Genomic DNA, 14,267 nt, shown 5'->3' on the forward strand with positions numbered 1-14,267 from the left:
TAAAAATGAAAAAACAATTAATCATAGCTTTAGCCATTTCAATGGGTGCATTTTCATTTGCACAAAAGAAGGAATTGAGGGCCGTTGAAAAAGCTATTAAATCGAGTGATTTTGCAGCAGCAAAAGCAGCAGCAACAAGCGCAGAAGGTCTTTTAGGTGCTATGGATGAAAAATCTAAAGCCAAATATTACTATTTATTAGGACAAGCACTTTATGCTAACGGTAAAGGTTCTGATGCAGATGTTGCTTCAGCACTAGAAAATTTAACAAAAGCAGAAGGAACTTATGGAGCGGAAATTACTAATTTAAAACAAACTATTTCTAATGGGTTGTTAACTAAAGCAAATACAGCTTACGAAAAACAAGATTACTCTACTGCTTCAAAGTATTTTGAAAAATCATATAGAGTAAAAGCTAAAGATACAGTTTACTTGTATTATGCGGCTGCAACAGCTGTAAATGTGCAAGAATACGATCGTGCTTTAGTTTTATATGATGAGCTTAAGAGTTTAGGTTACACAGGTATCCAAAAGCAATATTTTGCAACTAATAATGAAACGGGTGAAGAAGAAATTCTTGATAAAGCAACTCGTGATCTTTACGTAAAAGCAAAGAGCCATATTAAACCGGGTGAGCGTATGACGGAATCTAAAAAACCAGAGATCGTTAAAAACATGGCGCTTATTTATGTAAGCCAAGGTAATGATGATAAGGCTATTGGAGCACTTCAAGAAGCTAGAGCAGAAAGCCCTAATGATATTAATTTAATTTTATCTGAAGCTAATGCGCACTACAAAATGGGGAATATCGAGAAGTTCCAAGAGCTTTTAAGTAAAGCTACAGAATTAGATCCTACTAACCCAGAATTGCAGTATAATTTAGGTGTAATTGCTGCAGAATCAGATCATCCAGTTGAAGCAAAAGCTTATTATGAAAAAGCAATTGAGTTAGATCCTACTTATGTTAATGCTTATATTAATATTTCTGCTCTTGTATTGGCAAGAGAGGAGCCACTTATTACAGAAATGAATGGTTTAGGTAGTTCTAAAAAAGATGATTTACGTTACGATGAATTAAGAGAAGAGCGTCAAAACTTATACAGAGAAGCAGTTCCATTTTTATCTAAAGCATTAGAAATTGATACTGAAAACTTAAGTGCAGCTAAAACTTTAATGAACATCTACAATATTTTAGGTGAATCGGATAAAGCAAAAGGTTTAAAAGCTAAAGTTGAAGCTTTAGAAGGTGCTCAATAAATCACCTTACTTTTATAAAATAAAAAAGGTCGCAATTTGCGACCTTTTTTTATGTTTTAAATTCAAAAATAAAAATTAAATTATTTTTTTAATAACACGTAGTTTGTGTGTGTGTATATTTCTATCTACATTATAAATTCCTGAATGATCCAAACGATCAATTCTAACTTTTCCATGGGCATGAATGATGTAATTATCTTCCATAATTAAGCCAACGTGAGTAATTACACCTTCACTATTATCAAAGAAAGCTAAATCGCCAGGTTCACTTTCTTCTATAAAACTTAAAGCTTCACCTTGTGTGGCTTGCTGAGATGCATCCCGAAGTAATTTATAGCCATTTAGTTTGTAAACCATTTGCGTAAGGCCAGAGCAATCAATGCCAAATGGCGTTTTTCCTCCCCACAGGTAAGGGGCGTTTAAATACGTGAAAGCTGTTTGTATTATTTGTGATTTTGGGTGTCTTCCAGAAATGAGGCCACCATCATAACCATGGTTTAAAACAGATAATCCGTTTAAGCCAGAACCAAAAACAATAGGATGGAGTTGTTCATTTTTATCTTGAATAAATTCAACTAAATCACCAGAAAGTTTTAACGGTTGCATTTTTAAGTCGCTATATTGCTCTTCAGTTATTTCGGCATATTGTTTATTATCTACCCAACCTTCGTACGTATCAAAGGCAATTCTGATTTTACTCCAATTTTTGCGTTGTTCTAAAACTTTAAACAAATCACCATAGATAACTTGCGAAACTAACTCGCTAGCATCCGAGGGTTCAAGTCTTAGTGGTACAATGCTTAAATTACAAATTCCGTATTGCATTAATAAATTATCGTTGTTTAATAATTTAAATAAAATTATATTTTATTTAAATCTCTAGGTTCTTTATTTTTCAATTTTAGTCAATTATTAACTAACTAAATACATTGCTTACTGTTTTTTAGTTACGTTCAATAATTACGGCCGATGCGCCACCGCCTCCATTACAAATTGCTGCGGCACCAATTTTGGCATCGTTTTGTTCTAACACATTCAGTAATGTTATTAAAATTCGAACACCAGAACAGCCTAATGGATGCCCTAAAGAAACCGCGCCACCATTTACATTTACATTAGTATCGGTAAGTCCTAAAATTTTCATGTTTGCTAATCCAACAACCGAAAATGCTTCATTAAATTCAAAGAAATTAACATCTTCAAGTTTCATACCAGCTTTCTTTAAGGCTTTGGGTAATGCTTTTGCAGGAGCAGTAGTAAACCAATCTGGTTCTTGTGCAGCATCGGCATAACCTTTTATAGTGGCTAGAATTTTTAAACCAAGTTCGTTAGCTTTTTCTTTACTCATTAAAATCATTGCTCCGGCACCATCATTTATGGTGGAAGCGTTAGCAGCTGTAACTGTACCTTCTTTACTAAAGGCAGGTCGCAGTTGCGGAATTTTATCCATTTTTACGTTTGTAAACTCTTCATCTTTAGAAAAAATAAGAGGTTCTCCGCGGCGTTGAGGTACTTCAACAGGTATAACTTCATTATCAAATTTCCCTGCTTCCCAAGCTGCTGCAGAACGATTGTACGATTGAATAGCGTAAGCATCTTGATCTTCTCGAGAAAACTCATATTCATTAGCGCAAGTATCGGCACAAACACCCATAGCATTTTGGCTATAAGAATCTACTAAACCATCTTTTTGTAAACCGTCAATTAATGATGCAGAACCAAATTTGGTGCCCGTTCTAGCATGTAAATAATGAGGAATTAAACTCATGTTTTCCATGCCACCAGCAACAATAATTTCTGCATCGCCAAGCGCAATACTTTGTGTAGCCTGCATAACAGCTTTCATACCCGAAGCGCAAACTTTGTTAATCGTTGTGCATGGAACAGTATTTGGGATACCAGCGTATATGGCAGCCTGTCTTGCCGGAGCTTGACCAGTACCTGCTTGAACTACATTACCCATTAAAACTTCGTCTACCAATTTTGGGTTTAAATTAATTTTATTTAAAGCGCCTTTTATTGCTATAGCTCCTAATTGAGGTGCAGCAATAGTTGATAAACTTCCTAAAAAACTACCTATTGGCGTTCTTACGGCTGAAACGATAACGACTTCTTTGTTCATAATGATCTACTTTGGTTTAGCTTCGAATATATTTTATCAAATTATAAAAAAATAAGAATAGAATAAATTCATTGCGAAAATAACGATTTTTTTAATAATATGCAGAGATGTGTTCATTATAAAACGTGGTGAAAGCCTAATAATTTATTACATTTGAAAATGAAATCATTAACTGAATTTTAATTAAGAATTTAGTTAGAAAATTTACTCGTGAAAGACTTTATAAATAAATTATACCGAAACCATTCTTTAATATATAAAGTGCTTTTATATATTACTACTACGTTTTTAATTGTTTATTTGTTTCCTAAAAGCGGGAAATTTAAATATAATTTTGAAAAAGGAAAGCCTTGGCAATCAGAGAATTTATATGCTCCTTTTGATTTTGCTATAAAAAAATCTGAAAATGAAATTGCTCAAGAAAAAGAGGAGCTTATTAATAACGGAACGTTATATTTTACTATTGATAATAGTATTGAGAATAAAGTAAAAACATCTTTTAAGAGTGAGTTTTCTTCTGCTTTTTCTGATACTATTTCGCTTGCCAAGTCTAGTGAATTGTATAAAACGGGAGCCGATATTATTTCCGAACTTTATGCCTTTGGGGTTTTAAATGAAAGTTATAGTTTTTCGGATGAAAAAAGAATTGTTATTCTAGACGAGCGGGTTAAAAAAGAAGAAGGTATTTATTTCGATTTAATTAAACTCGATAAGGTGACTTCGGTAATTGAACGTGTTTTAAAAAAACACCGTTTATCTGCTTATAAAACTGAATTTGTATCGTTATTCTATGATTTGGTTGAGCCTAATTTAACTTTCGATAAATCTTTTACAGATAAGGCTTTACAAGATGAACTTAATAAAATAATTTATGCAAGAGGCAGTATAGAAAAACAAACATTGATTGTAGCAAAAGGAGAGGTTGTACAAGGTGATAAATATGAAATATTAAAGTCTTTACAGTCTGAATACGAATCGCAAGTTTGGAGTAAATCCAACTATTTATGGATTCTATTTGCTTATACTCTTTTGGTGGCTTTAGCATTACTTATGCTGTTATTGTTTTTAATGAAATATAGATTAGATGTGTTTGAAAATAATACGAAAGTTACATTTATATTTTTCAATATATTTTTATTAATATTTTTAACCACATTGGTGGTGAACTATAATTCGAAGTTTATTTACGTCGTTCCAATATGTATTTTACCACTTGTTTTTAAAGCCTTTTTTGACGCCAGATTGGGTTTGTTTTCTCATGTTATTACCGTATTGCTTTTAGGTTTTGTTGTACCGAATAGCTATGAGTACATGTTTTTACAAATTATTGCAGGAATTGTTACTATTTTAACAGTAAAAGAACTTTATAAACGAGCTAATCTATTTATATCGGTTGGGCAAATAACACTAGTTTATTTTATTGCTTATTTTGCGTTTTTTGTAATTCATGAAGGTACAGTAGAAACTTTAGAATGGCAAACATTTGGATATTTTGTGCTTTGCGGATTAGCTACTCTTTTTGTGCAGCCTTTAATTTATGTTTATGAAAAAGTTTTCGGGTTGGTTTCCGATGTTTCTTTATTGGAGCTTTCGGATACAAATTCTAAGTTATTAAAAGAATTATCGAATAAGGCACCTGGCACGTTTCATCATTCATTAAACGTAGCTAATTTAGCCGAAGCATCCGCGAACGAAATTGGAGCAAATTCCATGTTGGTTAGAGTAGGAGCTTTGTATCATGATATTGGTAAAATGAAGAGCCCAACTTACTTTACCGAAAATCAATCTACAGGCATTAATCCACATGACGAGTTATCATCTAAAGAAAGTGCAAGAATAATTACCGATCACGTTATTGATGGGATAGAAATTGCTAGAAAAAATAATTTGCCAGATCGCGTTATAGATTTTATTAGAACGCATCATGGTACAAGTGTAGTTTATTATTTTTATATGCAAGAAAAAAAGGATTTCCCAGAAGAAGTAGTTAATAAATTAGATTTTAGTTATCCTGGTCCAAAACCTTTTAGTAAAGAGACGGCTATTTTAATGATGTGTGATAGTATTGAGGCTGCATCTAAAAGTTTAAAGGAACCAACATCAACAAAAATTGATGCTTTTGTTGAAAATATTATAGATAAACAAATAAGTGAGGGACAATTTTTAAATGCAAACATTACTTTTAAAGAAATTGAATCCATAAAAAAAGTGCTAAAACACAAGCTAGCAAACATTTATCATTTAAGAATTGAATATCCTGAATAATTTTCAAAAAAAAACACAAAAATGTTTGTTAGATCTAAGATGAAATCCTAAATTTGCACCCGCATTAAAATGGTAATGCAGAGTTCTTATTAAATATTACTGGAGAGGTGCCTGAGTGGCCGAAAGGAACGGTTTGCTAAATCGTCGTAGGTGGAAACACTTACCCAGGGTTCGAATCCCTGTCTCTCCGCAAAATATTTCATTATGAAATATAGATAACCAATTCGGGGTGTAGCGTAGCCCGGTTATCGCGCCTCGTTTGGGACGAGGAGGTCGCAGGTTCGAATCCTGCCACCCCGACTTAATAAAAACCTTGTAAATTTAATTTACAAGGTTTTTTGCGTTTCACGAAGGGCTAATAAGAGTTGAGGATGCTTTTATTTTTTATAATTAGATACAATTGTATTTAATTATAAAAAAAGATAAGATTTTTAGAATACTCCCAATTATTAAAATTCTACCAAACCACATTATTTACTTTAAGAAGGAAGTTACAAGTTTAACAAAGTAAGGTGTATGCTTTTAATTTATAGTGGATATATTATTGAGTAATCAACAAAATTAACTCTAATGCCGATGCAAAATCACAATCTTTCAATCTGATAGCTGAGATAATAAAATAATTACATCAAAACACCGATAAAAAGCCTTTATATCGGATAAAATGTTTATTTTAGCAATATTAACCTATGGTTTATTTACTTTATGTCTTATATTTTAGATGTAATTTAAGTGAATGCTAAATAAAATATAGTCCCAAATGATATCAAATAAAAGCGTTGTACTCGCACTCTTTTCGCATCCTTTTCTGCCATTAATTCAGGTTGAATAAAATATTTCTATAATAGTTAGCAAAGCCTCACTAATTGGTGAATTAAATAGTTATTCTGTTTGATGGGGTTTAATGGATAGTTTAGTTAAAAAGAGCCAAATATTTTTTTATTACTACCAATCCATCACTCTAGCCTTTGCCTGTTATGTAAATGAATAAATTTTATAACTTGATAAAAGTCATAAAACATTGAAAATAAATCAACTAATTTTGCAGAAATATTGATTTAAAGTTAAATTGAAACCTACTAAATGATTAACTTAAATTACCCCAAAAATAAAATCTTCTTGGCTAAGGGGCTGTTTTTTGTTTTCATATTTCTCTGTTGGGGTAATTCAGTTTTTTCACAAAATATACCTGTGCCCGAAAGAATACAAGCAGCACTCTTAACTAAAGTGTTAAAATACGATTCACAAATTCCACAAAATATAAAAATTAAAATACTAGTTGTATTTGATGATAATTCAGAATTAAATAAGGATGAATTTATTACAGGGCTAGGTAATTCAATGATGGTTAAGGCTATTCGTGAAAATGAATTAGAACAAAATATTTCGAATTATAGTGTTGTTTATTTTATGCCTGGAATTCAAGATTATTCAGAAATATGCAAGAACAATAGGGTGTTATCGGTAACTGGTATATCTCAATATGTTGAGCAAGGTAAAATTTCACTCGGATTTGGAATTCAGAATAATAAGCCAAAAATATTGGTTAATTTAACTTCTTTAGATAAAGAGGGGCAGTCATTCTCCTCTGATATTTTAAGGATAGCAAAAATTTTTAATTAACTGGTTATGAATATAAAAAGAAAAATATTCGTTTTTATTTGGTTACTAAATGCTACTTTATGTGTAGAGGTTTATGCGCAGCAGAAGGATAAAATTTATAGTGAAATGACCTTAGAGGAATTATTGGATATTGATGTGGTTGTTACAGCATCTAAAAAACCAGAAGATCTATTCGAAACGCCTTTATCTACTACAATTATTAGTAAGGAAGAAATAGAAAACTCTGGCGTTACTAGTATTCCAGAGGCACTACGTTTATCACAGGGGTTAATTGTTAGAGAAATGACACCAGGTAATTATGATATTCATATTAGAGGGTATGATGATATTACAAAAAATGTATATGTAACGCTTCCTTATAATACTACTATACTTGTTATGATTGATAATCGAGTTGTATATAGTTATTTTAGTGGTGGAACATTTTGGGAAACTTTGCCTGTTGATTTAAATGATGTTGAAAGAATTGAAGTTGTTAGAGGTTCGGCTTCCGCACTATATGGAGCAAATGCCGTTACAGGAGTCATTAATATTATTACATCGCATGCAAATAAAAAAGGAAAAAATGTATCTGTTAGATCTAGTATTGGTACTAATGAAGCTAGAAATACTAGTATAAATATTGGTTATAATTGGGATGATAAAACAAAACTTTCATTTTCTGGTAACTTTACAGAGCGATATCGTTTTGATGATACATACTATGATTTTAATAAAAAAGGATATACGGAAATAGAGGATCTTACTATGTTTGTTTCACCAATGAAAGGTGAAAATAGTAACGAGGTTTGGACGTATAATGAATATAAAAATGCTCTTGGTGCCGATTATGATACAGACTTGAGTTTAAGAAAATTAGGTGCAAATATCTTTTTATCACATAATTTCACAGAACAATCAAATATAGACATTGCTGTGGGAGTTCAAAAATCTCAAAGCCAAAAAACGGGAGGACTAAATCTATCAACACCATTGTCTCAAACAGAATCGGAAAGCTATTATGTAAATGCAAGAATAAATCATAATAATTTAAGTGGACAATTCAATATTAATTCAGGGCATGATAATAACAACTACAAATTCAACTCTTATAAGTTCACCAATATAGAAGGTAATCTAGAATATTTTAAACAGTTTAAATCTTTTAGTATTCGTCCAGGAATTAGTTATAAATACTTATCATATAATAGCCCGCTTACATATAGTGAACCATTCAGTTTTAACACACTTAATTATAAATATAAGGATGAAGCTAGAGTTACTTCTTCTTATTCTGCCTTTTTGTTAACAGAATGGAAACCGACTTCAAAGCTTAGATTAATAGGAGCTATTCGTCATGATAAATTTGAGTTTAATAAAAATAGTTTTACTAATTATGAAGCTGCTTTAACTTATCGTATAAATAAAAACAATTTAATTCGAGGCGTGTATTCAAAAGCAAGCAAATCGCCTTTCTTTTTCGATTCCTATTTAAATAGTAACATTTTTGTAATATACGAGCAACCCACAGGTGTTTCAGGCACTACTTTAACTGTTCCTATAAGCTTAGATATAAGAGGTCAAGAAGATTTGAAGTACCCAACTATTATAAATCATGAAATTGGTTGGAGAACTAAAATAAATTCAAATTTGAAATTAGATGTTGAATTGTTTTACTCAAAAGTAAATAATTTTGTGAATGCTAATATTTATCGTAGTACTAATATAGGGCAGCAATTAAATGCCTTTGGGGAACCACAGTCTGTAATTTCTGCAAGTGCAAATGGGGATGCTTTATTTGAAAATTACGATTTAAAAGCAAACCAGTTTGGTGCTGGGTTTACTTTAGATTATAGTTTTTCTGATAAGTTTGGAGCTAAAATATATGGAACTTATCAAAACACTAGTGTTTCAGGAAAAAAAGATGTTAGTATTGAAACTACTAATATTAGCTTTGATGATATTACTTCAGATAATGTGCTTAATACTAAAATTAGCACATTAACTAATCCTGTGCAATGGACTAACGAGACAACACCCTCATTTTTTGGAGGCTTTTTGTTGAATTATAAGCCAAATAAAAAATGGAATTTTAGTACAGATGCTTATGTATATACTAATCAGAAATTCACAAACTATAATTATTACAAAATAATAGACGAAGCCAGTATTGATGAAGCTTTGATAGAAATAGACATTAAAACAAATATAATTTTAAACACAAAAGCATCTTTTAAATTAAATAAAAACACATCATTAGATTTAACAATAAAAAATATTTTAGGAAATCATCTTGAGTATGGTTTTACTGATCAGATACAGAGACAATTGCTAATTGGCTTAAAATGGGAATTATAACATATAGTTATTTAAAATTTAATGAAAAATAGGCTAAGCATATTCATTTTAAACCTACTGCTTGTTTTGCTTAGTGGCCACTTATTCGCTCAGGATACAAGTGTTTATGAAAACATGTCTTTAGATGAAATTTTAAATATTGATGTTGTAATTACGGCATCTAAACAACCTGAAGATCTTTTTGAAACCCCTTTATCTGTTACAATTATTAGTAGAGAAGATATCGATAACGCCGGGGCTACAAGTATTATGGAAGCCTTACGTTTATCTCAGGGGCTAATTGTAAGAGAAATAACTCCGGGGAATTTTGATGTACAAATTCGTGGTTTTGATGATATTACAAAAAATGCATATGTTTCTCTACCATACAATACTACCATACTTGTAATGATTGATAATAGAATTGTTTACGATTATTATTCTGGAGGTACACTATGGGAAACGTTGCCAATAGATATTAATGATATTGAGCGAATTGAAATTGTAAGAGGTCCTGCTTCAGCCTTATATGGACCCAATGCGGCTACTGGAGTTATTAATATAATAACCTCTCATTCAAAAGTAAAAGGATTGAATATTTTTGCTTCTGGTAAAATTGGAAATGCCAACACTAAAATTGCTAATGCAAATATTGGTTATAACTGGAACAATCAAACAAGCTTAACATTAACAGGTAATTTTACTGTAAGAGACAGGTTTGATAATATGTATTATAATTGGTGGGATGAGGAATATACTCAATTAGAAGACATGCACATGATGATGGAAATTGAAAAAGATCCAAATACACATGAAATTTGGACTTATCAGGATTTTAGCGAAGCTGTATCTAGTGAATATAATACCGAGCAAAGTTTACAAAAAAGAGCAGCTAATCTTTTCTTTTCACACGAATTTAATGAAAACACAAACGTTAATCTTTCATTTGGTGGGCAAAAATCTGAAAGCCAGAAAATTGGATTTCTAAATTTTGCAACACCACTATCACAATACGAATCTCAAAGTTTCTATATAGATAATAAGTTTAAAATTAATAATTTTTACGGGCAATGGAATATCTCTCAAGGGGAGGTTCTAGGAAATTCCTTTAACACTTTCGAATTTGATAATTTAGATGCGAATTTGGAATATTTATTCAGATATAAAAACTTAAGTTTAAGGCCAGGCTTGAGTTATAAAAGAAGTAGTTATAATAGTCCAGTTACGTATGATGAGGTATTTGATCTTTCAAAACTTAATTATGAAATTAAAGACGAGCCTAGAAAGTTTATTAGTTATTCCGGTTCTATGCTTGCCGATTGGAAGCTATCATCTAAATTAAGGATGATTGCCGGGTTTCGTGTTGATAAATTTAATATCAATAAACACCATTTTGTGAATTTTGAACTTGCTAGTACTTATCGTTTAAATAAAAACAATTTGTTACGAGCTGTGATTTCTCGCGCTAACCGTTCTCCTTCTTTTTATGATACATTTATAAATACAAAGATGAATTTTTATTACGGACTGGAAACAGAAACAAATGTTAATCCAGTATATGTTCCAGTAGAACAGTATATTAAAGCCGATAGAGATCAAAAATACCCAACTAATTCTAGTTTAGAATTAAGTTGGAGAAGTAAATTAAGTTCTAAATTAAATATAGATATAGAGGTGTTTTTCCAGAAATCAGACAATCTTTTGGCATCTATTGAGTATCGTGAAATAAATTCAGAAGTTCAGTTAAATAATGAAAATGAAGTAGAAACAGTTCTTTCTGTTTCTGGGTCTGCACTTATGAGTTTTGAAAATTATGATTACGGATCCTCTCAACTTGGTGCGAGTTTTATGCTAAATTATAGCCCTAATTCCAAATTAGATTGTAAGCTATATGGCACATTGCAAAAAACATTTTTAAATGATAATACTGAGTTTGAAATTAACACAACCGATACTAAACTTTCACTTAATCCAGAAACTAATATTTTAAGTACTACTGCATATTCTAACCTTAATATGACTTTATTGAGCGATGAGCTTACACCATCATTGTATGGTGGGTTTTTATTGAATTACAAACCAAATAACAAGTTGAACCTAAATATAAACGGTTATGTGTATTCAAAACAAGTATTTGAAGCAATGCCTATTGATAATGTTATTTCGGATTACACAGGTATTTATCATAGAAAAACAGCAAAAATTAAGGCTAACTCAATTATTAATTCAAAAGTTAGTTATAATATTTTGAAAAAAACAGAAGTAAATATATCTATTAAAAATATGCTAGGCAAACATCGTGAATATGGTTTTGCAGATACTATTGGAACCAGTTTTTTAGTTGGTTTTCAATGGGAATATTAAATAAAAAAATGAAAATAACTTTAATCCCTAATCTATTATGAAAATTAAATACTTTTTAATTACTATTATTTGTGCCTCAATAAGTTTATCTTCTTGTAGCGAAGAAGAGTCATCGAAACTCTCATCCGAAAGTGAAATGCTTACAGCTAAATCATGGGTGGTTCAAAGTAAAATTGTTGAACCTTCTATCAATTTGGGAGGAATAGAAATATCAGATATTACAGTACTGGATTCTGATGAAGTGAAAAGCTATTCTTTTAAGTTTGATAGTGACGGTACATTAGTTGTAACAGATTTATCAGAAGAAATTATTATTGAAACAACTTGGGTTTTTAATTCAGATAAAACTCAATTAACTTTTGGAGATCCTTTAATTTACAATTATCCTATTGTTGGAGATATTGGTTTATCAACAATTAAAATTACATCATTAACATCATCAAAAATGATAGGTACTATTCCTGCATTTTATGATGATATAAACTATGTTGTGACAATTACATTTATTTAAAAAAATTTGTTAAATAGAAGTAAATTAAAGAAATATTAAAATAATTTTTTCACCTATGTTATTTAAAAACCTTTCAATTAGATTTAAAATGATAATGATTATTCAAATCGTATCATTGTTTTCACTTTTGGTTGGTTTTGCTTACGTAACATTGAGTAATATTGCCGATTACAAGGAGGATATGAGAAATAACACCATAGTTAATGCCACACTTATTGGTGATTATTGTGCTGTTCCTTTAGCTTTTGATATGTCGGACAGTGCTATTGAAACATTAGAAAAATTACAAAATATACCATCTGTAGATATTGGAATTGTTTATAATGATAAAAATGAAATTTTTGCAGAATTTTATAAGAATGAGGATAAAAAAATAGTTTCAAACTCTGATAACTCAATTTCAATGGGTGAATTTGAGGATGATTATTTAAATGTTTCTAGACCTATTTTTTACGATAATAAATTGGCTGGTAAAATTTATTTAAGAGTCTCTACAGAGGAGTTAACAATAAAAATAAGTGACTATTTATTGAAAATGGGAATACTACTTCTCGCTCTGCTTATTATTAATTATATACTTGCTACCTGGTTACAAAAAGTACTTTCAGAACCTATTTTAAAATTAACTAAAGCTACTAAAGAAATTTCTAAAGAGGGTAATTACAATTTACGAGTTCAAAAACAAGGAAATGATGAAATTGGAATTTTAGTTGATGAATATAATAAAATGTTATCGCAAATACATGAACGGGAAGAGACGCTAAAACAAAGAACAAATGAATTAACAGAAACATTAGGTGATCTAAAACAAACACAGCAAAAACTTGTTAATTCGGAAAAATTGGCTGCACTAGGGCAATTAATTGCAGGTGTTGCACATGAAATAAATACACCGCTCGGTGCTATTCGTTCGTCAATAGGGAATATTAAAAACACTCTAAACTTTATGTTAAAAGAGTATCCCGTATTTATTAACCGATTACCTGATAAATTAAAATTAGAATTTTTATCGCTCATGGAAGATTCTCTTAAAAACAGGCACAGGTTAACCTCAAGAGAGGAAAGGAGCTTTAAGAAAAAAATAGCAGCTACGCTGGAAAATAACAATATTGAAAACGCATATTTTTTTGCAGATACTTTTGTAGATATGATGGTTGTAGAGAATATTGAAAAATATATGGATCTTTTAAAAAATAAAGATTCTAATGAAATTATAGAAGTTGCATATAAAATTACGGGTCTGCAAAGAAGTACAGAAAATATTGAGTTTGCAGCCGATAGAGCTTCAAAAGTAGTATTTGCTCTCAAAAATTCATCACGAATTAATAATTACGAGGAACAAGTTTTTGCAGATATTACAGAAGGAATTGAAAGTGTTTTAACCTTATATAACAACCAGATTAAGCAAGGAATTGAAGTCTCTAAAAAATATGATGAAATACCAAAAATTCTTTGCTATTATGATGAGTTAAATCAAGTATGGACCAACATACTTCATAATGCTATTTATGCTATGGATCTTAATGGCAAGCTAGCTATTAAAACTTATACAGAAAATAGTTGGGTGGTAGTTTCAATTACAGATAGTGGAAAAGGTATTCCTCAAGAAGAAATTGATAAAATATTTGATCCATTTTTTAGCACAAAACCAACTGGAGAAGGTACAGGGATAGGCTTAGATATTTCAAAACGAATTATAGAAAAGCATAAAGGTAAAATTGAAGTAGAAAGTGAGCCAGGTAAAACAACGTTTAGTATTTATCTGCCCATAAATAATAATAAAGAATCAACAATAATACAAGAATAAGAC

At 30.5% G+C, this 14,267-nt stretch carries 9 protein-coding genes and 2 tRNA genes; 9 read left to right on the forward strand and 2 right to left on the reverse strand.

Features of this window, described 5'->3' with window-relative positions; genetic code table 11:
• Nucleotides 1–5: 5 nt before the first annotated feature.
• Nucleotides 6–1,256 (forward strand): tetratricopeptide repeat protein, encoded by a 1,251-nt coding sequence (locus M4I23_RS11950; RefSeq protein ID WP_249754531.1) that lies wholly within the window; start codon nucleotides 6–8, stop codon nucleotides 1,254–1,256.
• 75 nt (nucleotides 1,257–1,331) lie between these two features.
• Here M4I23_RS11950 and M4I23_RS11955 read toward each other — a convergent pair whose 3' ends face one another.
• Both M4I23_RS11955 and M4I23_RS11960 read right to left on the reverse strand, forming a co-directional pair.
• Nucleotides 1,332–2,081, reverse strand: coding sequence for a C40 family peptidase (locus M4I23_RS11955; RefSeq protein WP_158850891.1), 750 nt, complete (start codon nucleotides 2,079–2,081; stop codon nucleotides 1,332–1,334).
• 118 nt (nucleotides 2,082–2,199) lie between these two features.
• Nucleotides 2,200–3,378 carry an acetyl-CoA C-acyltransferase gene (locus tag M4I23_RS11960; protein ID WP_249754532.1) on the reverse strand — a complete coding sequence of 393 codons (1,179 nt, stop codon included), beginning with the start codon at nucleotides 3,376–3,378 and terminating at the stop codon, nucleotides 2,200–2,202.
• A gap of 210 nt (nucleotides 3,379–3,588) precedes the next feature.
• Here M4I23_RS11960 and M4I23_RS11965 point away from each other — a divergent pair, with 210 nt between their 5' ends.
• The 8 genes from M4I23_RS11965 to M4I23_RS12000 all read left to right on the forward strand — a co-directional run bounded on the left by M4I23_RS11965 (nucleotide 3,589) and on the right by M4I23_RS12000 (nucleotide 14,264).
• Nucleotides 3,589–5,643, forward strand: a complete 2,055-nt coding sequence (locus tag M4I23_RS11965) for an HDIG domain-containing metalloprotein (RefSeq protein ID WP_249754533.1) — start codon at nucleotides 3,589–3,591, stop codon at nucleotides 5,641–5,643.
• Between the two features lie 101 nt (nucleotides 5,644–5,744).
• Nucleotides 5,745–5,833 (forward strand) — tRNA-Ser (locus tag M4I23_RS11970).
• Nucleotides 5,834–5,868: 35 nt separating this feature from the next.
• Nucleotides 5,869–5,943: transfer RNA gene (locus M4I23_RS11975), tRNA-Pro, on the forward strand.
• Between the two features lie 783 nt (nucleotides 5,944–6,726).
• Nucleotides 6,727–7,266 (forward strand): YfiR/HmsC family protein, encoded by a 540-nt coding sequence (locus M4I23_RS11980; protein WP_158850841.1) that lies wholly within the window; start codon nucleotides 6,727–6,729, stop codon nucleotides 7,264–7,266.
• Between the two features lie 6 nt (nucleotides 7,267–7,272).
• A complete protein-coding gene (locus M4I23_RS11985) occupies nucleotides 7,273–9,603 on the forward strand; it encodes a TonB-dependent siderophore receptor (RefSeq protein ID WP_249754534.1) in 2,331 nt (776 codons plus the stop codon).
• Between the two features lie 21 nt (nucleotides 9,604–9,624).
• Nucleotides 9,625–11,946, forward strand: coding sequence for a TonB-dependent siderophore receptor (locus M4I23_RS11990; RefSeq protein WP_249754535.1), 2,322 nt, complete (start codon nucleotides 9,625–9,627; stop codon nucleotides 11,944–11,946).
• A 37-nt stretch (nucleotides 11,947–11,983) separates the two neighbouring features.
• Entirely contained in the window at nucleotides 11,984–12,457 is a 474-nt protein-coding gene (locus M4I23_RS11995) for a hypothetical protein (protein WP_249754536.1), read from the forward strand.
• A 94-nt stretch (nucleotides 12,458–12,551) separates the two neighbouring features.
• Nucleotides 12,552–14,264, forward strand: coding sequence for an ATP-binding protein (locus M4I23_RS12000; RefSeq protein ID WP_249754537.1), 1,713 nt, complete (start codon nucleotides 12,552–12,554; stop codon nucleotides 14,262–14,264).
• Nucleotides 14,265–14,267 lie beyond the last annotated feature (3 nt).

This window comes from Algibacter sp. L4_22 (genome assembly GCF_023473045.1).
GTDB lineage: Bacteria > Bacteroidota > Bacteroidia > Flavobacteriales > Flavobacteriaceae > Algibacter.

Coding starts and splice junctions, on each gene's coding strand:
- M4I23_RS11950 (WP_249754531.1), top strand. CDS start 6: ATGAAAAAACAATTAATCATAGCTTTAGCCATTTCAATGGGTGCATTT.
- M4I23_RS11955 (WP_158850891.1), bottom strand. CDS start 2,081: ATGCAATACGGAATTTGTAATTTAAGCATTGTACCACTAAGACTTGAA.
- M4I23_RS11960 (WP_249754532.1), bottom strand. CDS start 3,378: ATGAACAAAGAAGTCGTTATCGTTTCAGCCGTAAGAACGCCAATAGGT.
- M4I23_RS11980 (WP_158850841.1), top strand. CDS start 6,727: ATGATTAACTTAAATTACCCCAAAAATAAAATCTTCTTGGCTAAGGGG.
- M4I23_RS11985 (WP_249754534.1), top strand. CDS start 7,273: ATGAATATAAAAAGAAAAATATTCGTTTTTATTTGGTTACTAAATGCT.
- M4I23_RS11990 (WP_249754535.1), top strand. CDS start 9,625: ATGAAAAATAGGCTAAGCATATTCATTTTAAACCTACTGCTTGTTTTG.
- M4I23_RS11995 (WP_249754536.1), top strand. CDS start 11,984: ATGAAAATTAAATACTTTTTAATTACTATTATTTGTGCCTCAATAAGT.
- M4I23_RS12000 (WP_249754537.1), top strand. CDS start 12,552: ATGATTATTCAAATCGTATCATTGTTTTCACTTTTGGTTGGTTTTGCT.